Origin of the sequence: Vibrio sp. 1874, from assembly GCF_033344395.1 — a bacterium.
In the GTDB taxonomy this organism is placed as follows: Bacteria; Pseudomonadota; Gammaproteobacteria; order Enterobacterales; family Vibrionaceae; genus Vibrio; species Vibrio alginolyticus.
Genome location: NZ_JAWPOR010000001.1, coordinates 405,723 through 422,143, shown reverse-complemented (window position 1 = coordinate 422,143; position 16,421 = coordinate 405,723). Strand labels below are relative to the sequence as shown.

15 protein-coding genes are annotated in these 16,421 nt (G+C 44.5%); 10 read left to right on the top strand and 5 right to left on the bottom strand.

Annotation, left to right across the window (positions count from 1 at the left end; genetic code table 11):
* The first annotated feature begins 426 nt into the window (after positions 1-426).
* Complete coding sequence (locus tag R8N46_RS01925) at positions 427-681, top strand: Lpp/OprI family alanine-zipper lipoprotein (RefSeq protein ID WP_005375145.1); 255 nt, start codon at positions 427-429, stop codon at positions 679-681.
* A 26-nt stretch (positions 682-707) separates the two neighbouring features.
* Here the strand turns inward: R8N46_RS01925 and R8N46_RS01920 are convergent, their stop codons facing one another.
* Genes R8N46_RS01920 through R8N46_RS01905 form a run of 4 tightly spaced genes read right to left on the bottom strand, consistent with a single transcriptional unit; the run spans position 708 to position 4,819 of the window.
* Positions 708-1,634, bottom strand: coding sequence for a L,D-transpeptidase family protein (locus tag R8N46_RS01920; RefSeq protein ID WP_005383933.1), 927 nt, complete (start codon positions 1,632-1,634; stop codon positions 708-710).
* Positions 1,635-1,640: 6 nt separating this feature from the next.
* Positions 1,641-3,056, bottom strand: a complete 1,416-nt coding sequence (gene phrB / locus R8N46_RS01915; RefSeq protein ID WP_053350050.1) for a deoxyribodipyrimidine photo-lyase — start codon at positions 3,054-3,056, stop codon at positions 1,641-1,643.
* A 22-nt stretch (positions 3,057-3,078) separates the two neighbouring features.
* Positions 3,079-3,879, bottom strand: coding sequence for a MerR family transcriptional regulator (locus R8N46_RS01910; RefSeq protein ID WP_033906723.1), 801 nt, complete (start codon positions 3,877-3,879; stop codon positions 3,079-3,081).
* Positions 3,869-4,819: a YbgA family protein gene (locus tag R8N46_RS01905; RefSeq protein ID WP_053350049.1), complete on the bottom strand. Its 951-nt coding sequence runs from the start codon at positions 4,817-4,819 to the stop codon at positions 3,869-3,871. Before R8N46_RS01905 ends, R8N46_RS01910 begins: the two co-directional genes overlap by 11 nt.
* Positions 4,820-5,217: 398 nt before the next feature.
* On the opposite strand from R8N46_RS01905, the gene deoD reads away from it, so the two are divergent.
* The 9 genes from deoD to R8N46_RS01860 all read left to right on the top strand — a co-directional run bounded on the left by deoD (position 5,218) and on the right by R8N46_RS01860 (position 15,907).
* The gene (deoD, locus tag R8N46_RS01900; RefSeq protein WP_005375140.1) at positions 5,218-5,928 is read left to right on the top strand and encodes a purine-nucleoside phosphorylase; all 711 of its coding nucleotides are present in this window, start codon (positions 5,218-5,220) and stop codon (positions 5,926-5,928) included.
* 70 nt (positions 5,929-5,998) lie between these two features.
* The gene (locus tag R8N46_RS01895) at positions 5,999-7,468 is read left to right on the top strand and encodes a hypothetical protein (protein WP_005383936.1); all 1,470 of its coding nucleotides are present in this window, start codon (positions 5,999-6,001) and stop codon (positions 7,466-7,468) included.
* A 166-nt stretch (positions 7,469-7,634) separates the two neighbouring features.
* Positions 7,635-9,119 carry a hypothetical protein gene (locus R8N46_RS01890; RefSeq protein ID WP_213972111.1) on the top strand — a complete coding sequence of 495 codons (1,485 nt, stop codon included), beginning with the start codon at positions 7,635-7,637 and terminating at the stop codon, positions 9,117-9,119.
* Positions 9,103-10,686, top strand: coding sequence for a GGDEF domain-containing protein (locus tag R8N46_RS01885; RefSeq protein WP_151515322.1), 1,584 nt, complete (start codon positions 9,103-9,105; stop codon positions 10,684-10,686). The genes R8N46_RS01890 and R8N46_RS01885 overlap by 17 nt, the downstream gene beginning before the upstream one ends.
* Positions 10,687-10,930: 244 nt before the next feature.
* Positions 10,931-11,311: a DUF3302 domain-containing protein gene (locus R8N46_RS01880; protein ID WP_005375135.1), complete on the top strand. Its 381-nt coding sequence runs from the start codon at positions 10,931-10,933 to the stop codon at positions 11,309-11,311.
* On the top strand, positions 11,311-12,441 hold the full coding sequence (locus R8N46_RS01875; RefSeq protein ID WP_005375134.1) for an HlyD family secretion protein: 1,131 nt from the start codon (positions 11,311-11,313) through the stop codon (positions 12,439-12,441). The genes R8N46_RS01880 and R8N46_RS01875 overlap by 1 nt, the downstream gene beginning before the upstream one ends.
* Before the next feature lie 335 nt (positions 12,442-12,776).
* Entirely contained in the window at positions 12,777-13,325 is a 549-nt protein-coding gene (locus R8N46_RS01870) for an ECF-type riboflavin transporter substrate-binding protein (RefSeq protein ID WP_005375133.1), read from the top strand.
* A gap of 6 nt (positions 13,326-13,331) precedes the next feature.
* Positions 13,332-15,071 carry an ABC transporter ATP-binding protein gene (locus tag R8N46_RS01865; RefSeq protein WP_047104520.1) on the top strand — a complete coding sequence of 580 codons (1,740 nt, stop codon included), beginning with the start codon at positions 13,332-13,334 and terminating at the stop codon, positions 15,069-15,071.
* Positions 15,068-15,907 carry an energy-coupling factor transporter transmembrane component T family protein gene (locus R8N46_RS01860; protein ID WP_138939430.1) on the top strand — a complete coding sequence of 280 codons (840 nt, stop codon included), beginning with the start codon at positions 15,068-15,070 and terminating at the stop codon, positions 15,905-15,907. The genes R8N46_RS01865 and R8N46_RS01860 overlap by 4 nt, the downstream gene beginning before the upstream one ends.
* A gap of 122 nt (positions 15,908-16,029) precedes the next feature.
* Here R8N46_RS01860 and R8N46_RS01855 read toward each other — a convergent pair whose 3' ends face one another.
* On the bottom strand, positions 16,030-16,311 hold the full coding sequence (locus R8N46_RS01855) for a YrhK family protein (protein ID WP_025768568.1): 282 nt from the start codon (positions 16,309-16,311) through the stop codon (positions 16,030-16,032).
* Positions 16,312-16,421: the final 110 nt, after the last annotated feature.

The window sequence follows — 16,421 nt, the reverse complement described above, 5'->3', positions numbered from 1 at the left end:
GTGGTAACGGTAAAACATCATTTGTGGCTCAGTTCAGAGTAAAGACTAGCCTTTTTGATGAGCAGCTGGACAGGAAGTTTAGAGAAAAGCCGTTCAAATATGCCTTCTATCCATCAACAAAACGACTTAAATAGCAGTTATTTGGGCCAATAAACTTTCATTTGTGTCAATATCGTCTAAATTATTGATATCAGGAACGTGGCAAATACACCTGCTATGAAAACTGTTGTGAGAACGAAATAAAGGATAGGTAGTTAAACTTTGTTAAGTTCAGGTAAAAGTTGACGTCAGGTACTCCATGAAATTCTTGGGTTTTTTTGACTTTTGCTACATCATGTACTGATAAAATGTAACCACATTTAACCTCGCTACTGTATAAAATAATAGTTAGTGGCGAGACTTTCACTATAAGCAAGGAGTTCTTATATGAACAAAACGTTGATCGCAGCTGCAGCAACTTCAGTACTTCTACTAGCCGGTTGTGCTTCTTCTGATGACGCAGCTACAGCAAATGCAGCAAAATTAGACGAACTAAGCAACCAAGTTAGCCAACTAAGCCAAGACGTACAAGCTCTTCAATCTGACGTTCAAAAATCAGGCGCAGCAGCAATGGCTGCTCAAGAAGAAGCTGAGCGTGCTAACGAGCGTATCGATAACATCGCTCAGTCTTACACTAAGTAAGATTTGATACCGCGTCTTAACGCCCGTTAAGGCGCGGTTATTTCGACAGGAACCCCATTCTGTGCAGCGATTGCTGCTTTAGCCTTCACGTTTTTCATACCGAATTCATCCAGCCACCACTTTAACTCTTTCGGCACTTTGAGTTCATCTTTCTCGCCATTACTACGAGTCAAAGGCTCATGTGCTTCTAAGAACACACTTCTGTCAGGCTCAAGTGTCATTTTGATAGGCTGGTTAATGATGTTAACGTCTTCACCGTTACGAACCTTGTCAAATAACCACTCAATGTCACTTGGGTCCATACGAATACAACCCGCGCTGACCCGCATACCAATCCCAAAGTCCTTGTTGGTACCATGAATTAGGTATTCGCCATTCCCGTAAGCTAAACGCAATGCAAACATACCAAGTGGATTATCAGGCCCCGCAGGAACAACGGCTGGTAGGTCAATGCCCTTTGCTTTGTACTCGGCACGAATAGAGGCTGGAGGAGTCCATGTAGGGTTCGGTCGTTTTTGGCTGATACGCGTTGTCATTACTGGGGTATCGCGCCCTATTCGGCCAATTCCGACAGGAAATACATGGACAATATCCTCTCCTTTCGGAAAGTAATATAAGCGCAGCTCGGCTAGATTAATAACGATACCTTTATAAGGTACGTCTGGGAGGATTAGCTGTGTCGGAATAGTAAGAACATGCCCCTCTTCTGGTAAGAAGGGATCCACGCCTTTGTTTGCGGCCATTAAACCTAGCATACCCACATCGTAGAGCTTAGCGATATTTGCCATGGTTTCGCCTTCTTGCACGACGTGGTTTTCAAGGCGACCAATTAAACGGCTTCCATCCTCTGGTAATTCGTACATCTTAGCGAATGATAGACCACTCACTAAAGATAACGACACAGATAGCAGGGTACGTTTTGCGAAACTCATTGATCGCTTTTTGCTAAGCATTTCACTCTATTCCTTGGCACTTTTAAAGAGCTGTAAGGTTATCTCTCTTTCTGTCTTGTGATCAACCATCGGCTTGTGATATTCCAGTAAAGAAAAGCCCTCCCAAGTCCAAGGTTTATGGATGTATTTGTTCGGTACACTTTTGATTTCTGGTACCCAGTGGCGCACAAATTCACCATTAGCATCGAACTTTTCGCCTTGGCTTATCGGGTTGAAAATACGAAAGTATGGCTGCCCGTCACAGCCCGTAGAGGCAGACCATTGCCAGCCACCATTGTTCGCTGCAAAATCGCCGTCCACCAGCTTACTCATGAAGTACGCTTCTCCCCATCGCCAATCAACATGTAAGTCCTTGGTAAGAAAGCTCGCGACAATCATACGTAATCGGTTGTGCATCCAGCCTGTTTGATTGAGCTGACGCATTGCTGCATCAACGATTGGGTATCCTGTTGTTCCTGTCTTCCATCGCTCAAAGGCTTTCTCATCATAGGACCACTGGATTTTATCCTCCCAATCGATAAATCCTTTGCCTTTGACGAGTTTTGGTTCGAAAACCAATAGGTGCTGATAAAACTCACGCCAAATGATCTCACTTAGCCAAGTTGCTTTCCCTTCTGTAAGGTCATTTTGTTGATTTTCAGCATACAAACGAGCAATACACTGCCTTGGTGATAGCGCGCCAATCGCAAGGTATGGAGACAGTTGGCTAGTGCCATCAATAGCTGGAAAGTCTCGCTCGCTTTGATACGCGTCACTGCGCTCCCGTGCAAATTCCCTAAGCTGCTTCAAAATATCATTAGTCGAAGCCAGCCAGTCTTCACTGGATTCTCGAGGATAGCTAAATGTGAAGCTTGAATTAAATCGAGCCGACTCTAATTGTTCGAGTACCTTTTTATTGAGTGGCGCTTGCTCGTGAGGTTTTACTACCGTCGGCATATGGAACTGCGTTAACCAAGCACGCTTGAATGGCGTAAATACCTTAAAATATTCGCCTTGCTTATTAAGAACCGTCGTTGGCGCGTGCACACATTTGTCATGAAACAGTTCAAATTCGATATCGTGAGAAGCTAACGCTTCACTTACTTGTGTATCCAGCTCTCGTTCGTTCACCTCATAATGAATGTTTGCCATAACAGACGTGGCTTCAAGTGTTTCCGCCCACCCACTAATCACATCTGTACAATCGGAAAACGACGGCACCTCTTTGTACAAAAAAGGAATATTAAGGCTTTCAAGCTCCTCGTTAAGACAAGCTAAGCGACGAGCAATGAGGTCTGCCTGCATCGGCGCCATGTGATGCTCCCGCCACTGCTCTGGCGTCGCGATAAAGCAAGCGACAACAGGCTGACCTGAATCCAACGCCGCTTTGAGTGCCGTGTGGTCTAACGCACGTAAGTCACGTCGAAACCATACTAAAACCATGGTAGCTCCTATCTTTTGTCTACTAAGTTAGGTGTAATTTCTCTATCACTTCAGAGCACCCCATCCGATCACCTAACTGTGCGTGAAGCATTTTGATGGACGCTACTTGTTTAGCAGCTAGCGCTTTGTTGGAGAAAAGGTAGATAAACGAACCATTTTCAACGACCTCGTGATCTAGTAGACCAGAAACATCATCAACCTTATCGATCAAAGTCGTGTGATACCCTTGTTCGCAAAGCTTCGCTGCTTGAATCCAACTCTCAGACTCTCTGTTTTGTTCAAAGCTAATGAGCAGACACTTTCCTTTGGAAGCGGCTTTGTTTTCAGAATCGATAACAAGGGCAAGTCGAGTGATCAAACAAGTCTGAAATAACCCTACCTGTAAAGATCGCAGCGATCCTTTTACCATGTCTAGCGCATCAAATACTGGGCTAATAAACTGATCAATAACGAGTTTTAGTGGATACTCTTTAAGAACAGAGGCAAGTAAACTCTCTGCTTTTCCTCGATTCAGGGTAGACAGCGCAAGCAGCATGTTTTCAACTTCTTCGAGTGTGCGAACCTCGTTTTTGACTTCGACATCGGCGCTTTTTCCTAGCAGCCCCTTCACTTTACCAATCGAAATCCCCTTCGCGAGCCAGCTCTGGACTTCGCGAATCGTATCGAGATCTTGCTGGCGATAAAGTCTGTGTCCTTTTTCAGTTCGCTGAGGTTGGATCAAGTTGTATCTTCGTTGCCAAGCTCTCAGCGTAACTGGTTTTACACCCGTGATTTCTGCGACATCTCGGATCGCGTATAGTTTTTCTTCTGAACTACAAACCATAGCGTAATCTCATCTCCTGCGGATACGGTTCTAAAAACTTCTGTTTTGCTAAATACTCGTCTGGGTAAGTATTTAAGTAATGCTTAATCAATGTAAGTGGTGCTAGCAGAGGCAGCATTCCGATACGGTAGTCGTGAATCACTGTCGCTAACTCTTCTTTTTCTTCTTTAGTTAGTGAGCGTTTGAAGTACCCTTGTAAATGCATCAACACATTTGTGTTGTTTTTGCGGCTAGCCCGATTCGTTAACGCCTTCATCAGTCCTAAACGATACTCTTGGTAAAAGTCTTCAATTTCATAATTAGCGACATCAGCGACTAAGCGGCCAAGGGAGCGGTATGACTCTGGGTGGTGTGCCATTAACGTCAGTTTGTAGCGCGAATGAAAGTCGATGATTTTGCCACGAGTAGGCTCACCATCCATCGAGCCGTAAAAGTCATTTAGACAAAATACTCGAGTAATAAAATTTTCTTTCAATACAGGGTCGTTAAGTCTGCCATCCTCTTCAACAGGCAACCAAGGCATTTTTTGCATCAATGTTTGTGTATACAAGCCAACACCTTCTTTCGCAGCACTGTTCTTGCTGTAAACCTTGACTCGCTCCATGCCACAAGTTGGTGACTTGGCACAAACGATGTAACCACAAAGCTGCTCGCTTTGAAGTTCATCTACTTTATTGGCCGAGTAAGTGAGCATATTGTCGGTATGATCATTTTCTGGATTTTTGGTTTCAACCAATGCAACACGCTCTTCATTAGAAACAAGACGAATTGTTGGACGGGGTACTGGCATACCTACGCCGACTTCAGGGCATACCGAAACAAAGTCAAAATACGGGCTGAGCTCTTTAGTCACAAAGTTGCTCACCTTATGACCAGAGTCAAAACGCACTCGTTCACCCAAAACACACGAACTGATACCTACTTTGATTGAAGATTCCATGATGACGCATCCCTATACAAAAAGTTTTGTTGTATAACTTATAGCAAGCCTTTCCAGATTGTACAAGAAAATAAGTTGTACAATTTAATCGTTTTACTTCACTCGAAAGTATTTCGATCAACCAGCTGTCAGAAAAAAGTTTGGCCCAAAAACAAAGAATTTGTGCGCGCAATCGACAAACTGCTCAAAAGCAAATCGATTGCTCTTTTGATTTCAACAGATTTGGTTATCAATAGTAGTTGCAGTTTCTAAATGCGTGGTTTTTGTGACTAAGCTCTCAAGGGGCTACTGTACGTCCCGATATTATTGCCTCAACGAAAACGAACAAGTTCAACAGAATTGGTAATAGCGTTCTATAATAGAGGCGTTTTATCAAAACAAAACTTTGGAGAGCACTTATGGCAACCCCACACATTAACGCACAACCAGGTGATTTCGCTGAAACAGTTCTAATGCCAGGCGACCCGTTGCGCGCTAAATACATCGCTGAAACGTTCCTAGAAGATGTGAAACAAGTTTGTGACGTTCGCAACATGTTCGGCTTTACTGGCACTTACAAAGGCAAAAAAGTTTCTGTAATGGGCCACGGCATGGGTATCCCGTCTTGCTGTATCTACGTACACGAGCTAATCGCTGAATACGGCGTGAAAAACGTTATCCGTGTAGGTAGCTGTGGTGCAGTACGTGACGACGTGAAACTAATGGACGTTGTTATCGGTATGGGTGCTTCTACAGACTCTAAAGTTAACCGTATCCGTTTCAACAACCACGATTTCGCAGCAATCGCTGATTACGGTCTTCTAGAAGAAGCAGTTAACCAAGCGCGCGCTCAGGAAGTGCCTGTAAAAGTAGGTAACGTATTCTCTGCAGACCTGTTCTACACACCAGAAGCAGACATCTTCGAGAAGATGGAAAAACTAGGCATCCTAGGTGTAGACATGGAAGCGGCTGGTATCTACGGCGTAGCAGCTGACCTAGGCGCGAAAGCACTGACTATCCTGACAGTTTCTGACCACATCATCCGTGGTGAAAAACTAAGCTCAGAAGAGCGTCAGAAGTCGTTCAACGACATGATGAAAGTTGCACTAGAAACTGCAATCAACATCTAAGAACAAATAGTAAGTAATAATTTGCAGCCAGAGTTATGCTGGCTGCCCGAATTATCCCGAGGGGGCGATTGTGTCTAACGGCGAACTGCCAAAAGACGCAGATGGGTTACAACTCAACTTTTGTAAAACATTGGCGTGTGACAACTTTGGATTGAGTGATGCAAAGCGTTACGTTCTGCAACATGCGAACCCTAAGCGTCCGGCGATGGTATGCCGTGAATGTGGAGCTTTCCCCCCCTTACTTAATAATCGCGATGTCGTGAACGAACTTCATCGCCTGCGGCACGTCCACAGTGACGGGTTGCCTGCTTGCCGTAATGATGATTGCGACAACTTTGGACTTTCTGTCCACACTCACAAACACCTCTATCACGCTTTCGGTTACAGTGGCGATCGCCAACGTTACCGCTGTAAAGTGTGTCAAAGTACCTTTGTCGACAAGTGGTCTGGTGCCAACAAGAAGCTTCAATTTCAAGAGAACTTGATGGGCTTGTTGTTTACGGGATATTCCGTACGAGAAATCTGCCGTAAGCTTAGTATTAACCCAAAAACCTTTTACGACCATGTTGACCATATAGCTAGCCGCTGCCGCCGTAAGCTGGCAACCATTGATGCGCGCTGGGTAAACCACGCAACGCATTATGAATTGGCCTCAAACTATATTGCATTGCAACCGAACAGCAATAATGGTGTGTATTGGATTGTTTCTGGCGAAGCGCATTCTGGCTATATTCTTTGCCAGCACGTCAATTATTCCGCTGATGAAGAGCCAATCGCAACGCTCGATCATAATCCTTACGATGAGGTGTCTCGTTTTGTTTCCCAGGAGTACGTAGCGGAAGCAAGTGAGCCGCTTGCGGAACCTTCTCATCACCTCAGAGAGCGAATTGACCAAAAATACCAAACAATTTTGGCTCGCGGTAACGTAGAAGACCCTCTTGGTAATCTATCTGTATTTCATTACCCTTCAAAAGGGGCATTAGTCCGTCCACCATACACCTCATATGCACACTATTTGCACGTACTTGATATGTGCTGCCCAAACAAACGTGTATCTCTATACATGCCTCAAGATCCCCTACTACGTTCGGCTGCACTGAGCGTTTGTTTACCTCGCATTAAAGAGAAAAGTGTCGACTTGATGTACGTAGAAGAGGACGCTAGTTGGGACATGAGTACTCCCTTTGGCAAAGTCGATATCGCCTATATGAGTTGGTGGCGCGATCGTTGGGCAATCTCTAGTCAAAACGAAAACCACAAAGGCATTTGCTACCTCGCTGGCGATCAAAATGAGCCTGAAAAATGGTTTAACGTTGCGACAACTCGTCATGTGAAGTTTTATCAAAACCGCTTTCAGATCCTTTTCGAAAGCTTCATTAACGAGCCACGTCGCAAATTACGACCTGCTGGTATTTTACCTCTTTTAGATATATTCAGAGCTTGGCATAATTTGTGCTATCAGGATAAACAAGGTCTTACCGCTGCACAAAGGTTAGAAGTCTCTGATGCACCTTTGACAATCAAACAGCTCCTATCGTAGCTATTCTATTGGTAATTTAGATGTAGTAATTAGGGGTTGTAACGGTATACATTACGGCCCCTGATCGTTTACCAAAACGTTATCCGCATCGCTTTGGTAAAGAAACATGCATCTAACCACTTAATATTAGGTGTGATTTCCAGTTCGATAGTCATGGATGTGAACGTTGGATAAAAACCAAATTCAGCTAGAAGATGATCTCACTAAGCTTAAAGGCCAAATAAAATCGGCCCCTAAACATACCTTTAATATTGCGCAGCAATATCGTATCCGCGCGGAACAAATTTTATTTGTGGACGGAGAGATCAAAGCCTTACTCATCATGGCGCAATGCTGTTGGTGCCTAATGGATTACCGACAAGGCTTAAAACTCGTCAAAGACGCTTACAGCAAACAAACACAGCTTGAAACCGACGATAATCTCCCGGAAATTCTCCATCTTTTTGCACTCCAATATTGGGGCCAAGCAAAGTATTATTCCGCGCAACAATATTGGATTAATGCGCTCGAACAATCTGCTCTTGTTGATGATGTTGAAATTCAAATCGAATCTCTAATTGGGCTTGGTAATGTATGGCGCATCACTAATGAACACCAACTTGCCGCTTCAACTCATGAGTTAGCCGTTAAAGTGGCAAACAATGTTCGTATTGCTTGGTTAGAAGGCAAAGCGCGCATCCTATTAGCTTGGGACTATTACTTACTAAATAAGTTTGTCGAGATGCTTACGGTACTGGATGGAGCAACCGAAGTATTAAAAGATCATGATGACAGTACGTGGCAAGCCGAGATCTGGGACTTTAAAGGGTTAGCACTGCTTGGACTAGAACGCCTTGATGCGGCCGAAGAAGCCACCCAAAAAGCCCACCAGCTTGCCATTGAGCATGACCTCGTTTGGATGAAAGCACACTCTTTTATTAGCCGAGCAAGACTTGAGCTTTTGCGCCAAAATACAGACAGCGCTGCCAAGTTGCTACTTGCAGCAGAAGAGTCTGCACTCAGTTTCGACCACGGTGAGCTACTCAGCCAAATTTGCTTCCAACAATCACGAGTCGCTGAAGAACAAGGTGACTTTGAGTCTGCGTTTAACGCGTTCAAGAAATACCGTAAGCACGCACTCAAAATGCTCAAAGAACAAACTCATCGAATCAGCATGGATAAAGCAAGAGGCTCTAAACGCCAACTAGAGCAGCGAGCACGTAAGCTGATCAATCATATTCGCTCTCAACACGAATACGACCCTGAAAAACAGTTCTCTAATGTCGTTTCTGAGACCTACTGGTGGGAACAGTTAGTTTTGTTTAAAACGGAGCTCAAACGCTCTAAACACGCCATCATTATGATTCAGCATTCAAACCCCGAAGTTCTCGATGTTTGTACCGAGCTCGTTCATGCATTGACAACCTCCAGCGACCTCATCTCGAGAATTTCCAGTAACAGGCTAGCAATGTTAATTGCAGAAAAAGGTCAAGCAGCAGAAGAGGTCTACCGCACTGTCCAAGCGATGTTAGACATCTATCCATGGAAGCGACGCGGAATCAAAGGCCCGAAACCGATACTGTATTTGCAAGATATCCTGACCTTCCCATTCACGTTAGAACAGCTCGAAGAAAGTTATATTGAGGTAATGAAGAATGGAACAACTGCTTAGCAAGGTGACTGACGCAGGTATCGATCCTTCTTCCGTTTCAGGTGAAGAAGCGATTACGCTATGGGAACACATAGGGTTACATATTGCGTCAACAAACCGAGAGAAAGCGCATTGCTATATCATTAGCGCCGAGTATCGAAGAGAGATCAAACAGCTCAACGACAGCATTAGTGAATTGAAACAAGCGCTTGAGTTGCTTGTTTTACCAGAGGATGTAGAAGATATTCTTTCTGTGAAAGCAAGCTTGAGTGAGCGTTTAGTTGAAGTAGGTGACTACAATGCGGCATTAACCGAGTATGTTGCTTCAACCAATATCGCCGTCGAGTACGGCTATATTGATGAGTACGTATTGGCCATTATTGGAATGGGTAATTTGTGCGATGCCTATGGGGATCACCAACGTGCATTACGTTATTATCAAAAAATAGATGCTATCGATCACGCTATTGGCAGTCGATCCCTACGCCTTCGTTACAAGCTGTACATGCTAGCCTGTTACATCAGCTTGAACCGTACCGCAGACGCCAAAGAGCTATTGAGTGAATGTGAAGAACTGAGCATTCTCGTCAGTGATAAAAACCTCGCCGCACAAATTCACCTCTACCGAGCCAAATTATATCGTCTGCAAGAAGACTACCCCAGTGCGTTGCTGGCTATTTCGAATGTTCAGTATACAACGGGTAGTGCCACGACATACTGGTTATCCACGATGGTCAAAATTGAGACTGCGTATTGTCTAAACGGTGTAGGGCACACTTCTTTAGCTAACTTAACGCTGGACTCCATCAGTAAAAGGATTCAAAAGCAGCTATCTCCTATCGTTACTCAGCATTTTTATAACGCGATGAGTCAAGTTTACGCCTCTCAAGGGTTGTATCAAGAAGCATTAAATTGTGAAAAAAAAGCGCACAGAATCGAATGTGATCTTGTAAAACATATTCCGATCGGTGAGTTAGGGTCTGCTCAACTACGCCGACTTTCACGCTTTGAGTTACAACTCAAACTCATTTTGTCAGAGCTAGAAAACAAAGAACTAAAAGAAACCACCAAGCAGCATAAAAATACTGTTGCTCAGCTACAGCAGGACGTCTTTACCGATCCACTTACGTCTTTACACAACCGACGCTGGTTAGAAGTTAAACTAAAAGATCTACTTCTGCACGATACTGCATTTGCATTGATGGTCATCGATATCGATCACTTCAAATCCATCAATGACGAACTAAGCCACTTGGTGGGCGACAAAGCGATCAAAAGTGTGTCACAGGAACTGGCGTCCTACTTCAGATTTAAAGGCGCATCGTGCGTACGATTTGGTGGTGAAGAGTTCCTCGTGATCCTTGAGAATACCCAACTGGAACGCGCAGAAATGCATGCCGAGAATTATCGTGAACGGATTTATCAATATGGTTGGGACGATATTCTTGGTGAACGGGGGCTGACCGTATCCATAGGGATTACCTTGCATCGAGAAGGCGAGAATACTCAGCGAACTTTTTATCGTGCAGACAAAGCTCTTTATCGCGCCAAAGCCAACGGCAGAAACCAAGTCTGTACCGAACTTTAAACCATGCCCCGGTTGACATCTGGGGCTTTGTTATACTTTTTACTTATCCTTCCTCTATCACTTCACTGTTTGTTTAAATAAGTACTCAGCAACACCTTAACTGCCAATAAACATCAGTGGATACTTACATCGCATAAACATAATTCCTACATAAAAACCGCTTGATTCATCTGTAGTTAAGACAAATACTTAAATTGTTAATTTACGTAGATTTTCCATTTCGCAATAAGCACAGGTAGGTAAGATGTTTCTAGACTATTTTGCACTTGGGTTACTCATCTTCGTTGCTTTAGTGATCTTTTACGGAATCATTGTCATTCATGATATTCCATATGAAATCGCCAAAGAGAGAGAGCACCCGCACCAAGACGCAATTCACTACGCTGGCTGGGTCAGCCTTTTCACTTTGCATGCGCTGTGGCCATTTTTATGGATCTGGGCAACATTATGGCGCAAGGAACGCGGCTGGGGTTTTAAACAACTAGAACAAGAAACACACGACATTCATCACCGCCTTGAAGAACTCATCGATGAAGTCAACGAACTCAAAAACGAAGTATCGATGTTGAAACAACAAAAGATTCAGCAAAAGCCTTTGCCTGAACAAAGTAAAGAGGACGAATAATGGACTTATTGCTGATTCTGACTTACGCCGCTCTTTGTATTGCCATTTTTAAAATTTTCAATATTCCTCTAAACAAATGGACCGTTCCAACCGCCGTACTTGGCGGCGTAGTGTTAGTGGGCACACTCGTGCTGCTTATGAACTACAACCACCCATTTACTCAATTAGGTAACCAAGTGTTCCCGACTACTCCTATCGTCTCTGGCGTGCGTGGCCGCGTGGTGGAAGTGCCAGTCCAGGCCAACCAACCGCTCAAAACGGGCGATATTCTTTTCAAAATCGATCCTGTGCCTTTTGAAGCAGAAGTTGCTCGCCTTGAAGCGAAAGTCAAAGAAGCAAGCCAAGGTGCCCTGGGTTTAGAGTCTGATCTAAGAGAAGCAGAAGCTGCTGTATTGAAAGCGCAAGCGGACAGAGATAAAGCACAAAGGGAATTTAGCCGATATCAAAGGGGCTTTGATCGTGGCGCGTTTACTGAACAAGATTTGGATACTCGACGCCAAGCGTATAAAGCGGCAGAAGCCATGTTAGACGTTGCGATTTTGCAACAAGAACAAGCGCAAATCGCTCTGGACTCTGAAATCGGAGGCGAAAATACCCAAGTCGCGCAACTTCTTGCCGAGCTGCGTAAAGCAGAGTTTAACCTAGAGCAAACCGTCGTTCGTGCGCCAACCGATGGTTACGTTACGCAATTGGCTTTGCGTCCTGGTGTTATGGCTGTGCCGTTGCCACTTGCCCCGGCAATGACCTTCGTACATACCGAAGACATTACGTACACCGCGGCATTCAGACAGAACTCATTACAACGCTTGAAGCCAGGCTTTGAAGCAGAATTTATGTTCCGCGCAATTCCGGGCAAAGTGTTCCGTGGCGAAGTCATTGACGTGATTCCAGCCATTGGTGAAAGCCAAATTCAAGCGCGAGGCGCTCTGCTTGGGACTGATGCCTTGCGCACGAGCGGACGTGTTTTTGCGAAGCTGAAAATTACCGACGACTTGAGTGGATACCACCTACCAATGGGTACTGCGGTTGAAGTTGCAGTTTATTCAGACAGCTTTACTCACGTATCAGTGATGCGCAAAGTGCTTATTCGTATGAAGAGCTGGCAGAACTATTTATACCTCGACCATTAATGAACATATAGCGCATTCATTTATTGGTAAAAATAACATCAAACCGTGTAATCAGGGGCTGACGATCAGCCCCTGATTCATTCTAGCCATCCAGATAGATAGCATTCCCACTTTTATTAATATTCTGTATAATGCGCGCCTTATTTTTAATGCTTGCTAAAACCAAAGCCAGTCAAAGGGATGCGTGAATCAAATCACACATTTCCTGAAGAAAAATAGAGCAAACAATAAGCAGCTTGGTTGTTTTGAATATATGTTACACAATCAAATAACTAACGCTTTCCGACAAAACAATTAAACGTTCTTTAAAATCGACTATTGAACTGAGGTTATCTATGAATCTTTCCGCTAAAACTGTTGTGGTTATTGCAATCGGTGCTGCTCTTTACGGTATCGGCGGCTTACCTATGTTTGGCATCCCTGTGTTTGCAAACACAACGCTAAAACCAGCCATGGCAGTATTAGCATTGTTCTCAGTACTATTTGGACCACTTGTTGGCTTCTTGGTTGGTTTTATTGGTCACTGGGTTACTGACCTATTTGCAGGTTGGGGCGTATGGCTCACTTGGGTACTTGGTTCAGGTATTGTTGGTTTGATTATCGGTCTATTCCCTTCTCTAACGCGCTACCGTTTGGAGAAAGGTGATTTCAATATGAAAGACTTCGCGTTATTCGTAGTACTTGCGCTATTAGGCAACGTATTTGGTTACGGTTGCTCTGCATTCCTCGACACGATTTTATACGCAGAACCGTTCACTAAAGTGTTTACCCAGCTTTCTATTATCGCGATCGGTAACACCATTCTTATTGCTATTGTTGGCTTCTTCATTCTTAAGTCTGTCGCTAAACGTAACAAGCAAAGCCGTAACTTAACAGAGGCTTAATGTCGAATGACAATCGAATTTTCTAACTTCTCTTTTAGATATGAGTCGCTGGACAAACCGACGCTAAAAAATATCAATCTAAGGATAGAGAAAGGAGAGAAAATCGTCATTATCGGTCCAAGTGGTAGTGGTAAATCTACCCTTGGGCAATGTCTTAACGGACTGATCCCACACGCAATCAAAGGGGAAACCAGTGGAACATTGACCATCAATGGTCAAGACACCGCCCCTTTCGACATGCACCAATACACTGAGCAAGTTGGCACCGTACTGCAAGATACGGACAGCCAATTTGTCGGTTTGAGCATTGGCGAAGACATTGCATTTGCGCTGGAGAACCAGCTAACTTCAAATATCGACATGTACCCATTGGTCAAAGCCACGGCCAAAATGGTCGACTTGGAACAGATGCTAGAACGCTCACCCCACGATTTATCTGGCGGGCAGAAACAGCGTGTTTCTTTGGCGGGCATTCTCGTCGATGATGTCGATATCCTTTTGTTTGATGAACCACTAGCTGCGCTTGACCCTAAAACGGGTAAAAAAACCATCGAGATCATCGATGATCTACACCGCGAAACGGGCAAAACCATCGTAATCATTGAGCATCGTCTTGAAGACGTTCTGCATTGCTCAGTTGACCGTATTATCTTGATGGAAAGCGGCAAAATCATTGCCGATACAACGCCAGATGAAATTTTAGCGTCGCCTTTGCTAGAAGATTACGGCATCCGCGAACCGCTTTATATTTCAGCACTGAAAGAAGCAGGCTGCGCGATTGAGGGCGATGCAAAACCTTCTAGCTTAACTACCTTACCGTTGGAGCAATATAAACCGGCAGTACAAGCATGGTTTGATGGTTCAACAGCACAACCGCCCAAAACGCCAGCCGAGACTTTGCTTGAAGTCCGTGGCCTCACCTATTCTTACGACGGTGAGAAAAACGCGTTAGAAGACGTGAGTTTTGACATCAAGCGTGGCGAGTTTGTCTCTGTACTTGGCAAAAATGGCTCGGGTAAATCGACCATCACCAAACTGATTATGGGCGTTATTGAAGCGGATAGCGGCTCAATGAGTATGAATGGTCAAGATCTTAACGAACTGACCATCTTCGAGCGCAGCCAGAAAGTGGGCGTGGTGATGCAAAACCCGAATCACATGATTTCCCATCACATGATTTTCGACGAAGTGGCCTTCGGCCTCCGTAATCGTGGCGTTGAAGAGAAACAAATCGAAGCTAAAGTACTTGAAGTCCTTGAGCTGTGCGGTTTGAGCAAATACCGCCACTGGCCAATCGAAGCATTGAGCTACGGCCAGAAAAAGCGCGTAACCATTGCGTCAATTTTGGTATTGGAACCAGAGCTTCTGATCCTTGATGAACCGACGGCAGGTCAGGACTATCGAAACTACACGTCTATGCTGAGTTTCATCGAAAAGCTCAATCGCGAGTTGGGCGTAACCGTGATGATCATCTCTCATGACATGCATTTAGTGCTGGAATACACCACGCGCTCTATCGTGATTGCAGACAGTAAATTAGTCGCGGATGCACCAATGACGCAGGTATTCAGCAGTCCAGAGCTACTAGACCAAGCAAACCTCACCACAACAAGTCTGTTTGAGTTGGCTACGAAAGTTGGCATCGAAGACACCAATGGCTTTATGCAGCACTTTATCAATGTAGAAAAAGCGCACCGCCAACAAAAAAGCGACGACGTAAACCAACTAGAGAAAGCGGTGGCATGAAAGACAATAAGATGAAGTTTGGTATCAACTACATCGATACCCAATCACCACTTCATAAGTTGAATGGCATTACTAAGTTCTTGCTTTTCATTGCTTGGGTAACGGTGGTGTTGACCACATTTGACTTGCGAATCATCGCACTGTTGATCGTGCTTGGTTTAGGCTTACTGAAAATGACCAAAGTGCCCTTTCATGTCTACAAACCGCTGTTATTCGGTACAGGCACGGTATTACTGATCAATGCCCTGTTTATGTTCGCGTTAGCACCGCAACAAGGTACTGAATTCATGGGCTCATCAACGGTTTTACTCTCGTTACCCGGTAATTACTCGCTCACTCAAGAGACGTTGTTTTACCTAGTAACAGTGACGTTGAAATACTTCAGCATGTTTCCAATCGCGTTGGTGTTTGTATTTACCACTCACCCGACGGAGTTTTCAGCCAGCTTGAACCGCTTGGGTGTACCTTACAAAATCGCCTATGCCGTAAGCTTAACGCTGCGCTACTTGCCGGAAGTGAAAAAGGACTTTGTTAACATCATGCACGCGCAACAAGCACGCGGAGTAGAACTGAGCAAGAAGGCTCCGTTGTTCACTCGTATGAAGAACGTCGCGAAGATTCTTGGACCTCTGATTTTCTCTAGTTTAGACAGAGCCGATCAAATCTCAAACGCGATGACGCTACGTGGTTTTGGCCGCCACTCCTCTCGCACTTGGTACAGCTTAAAACCACTGACCAAAGCCGATATGATCTGCATGGCTGGGATTGCGGTGATAGTGATTGCTGCGATCAGCAAGCGTGTGATGGACACACAACTGTTCTGGTATCCGTTTTAAATTCTGAAGCTTCAAACTGAACATAACGTGGTTAGTGTTGTGACCACGTTATCTTCCGTCTTTCCCCTCGATAACTCGCCTGTTGGCTTCTTGCTTGCAAGTATTCAAAAGAAGCGGTAATTTCAGCGGCTCGCTGATGTGCCAGAAAGTTGCTTATTCAAACGACCAACATGAACTAAACTCATCAGTTTTATCAGGGGCTTAATGATCAACTGCGCACTGCCTACAATGAAAAGCCAAGTACCACTTTCAATCAACGAATCATTCAAAAAGAAAAAGCTACCAATTAAAAACCAAATAGCAATGAGTAGGTCGTTTGCAGCACCTAACGCCTCATAGCGGCGCTGAATAACGATGTGACGGCTTCCTAGATCTAAATCCAACTCTCTGCCATGTATCTGCACTGTATAGCTCCCCTCTTATTGTTTCGCGTCAGTTATGCCCAAGTTATTTCGAAATACTTAGTTCTAAACCCTAACGGACGTGGCATGCATTGACAACCATTGGAGGGATT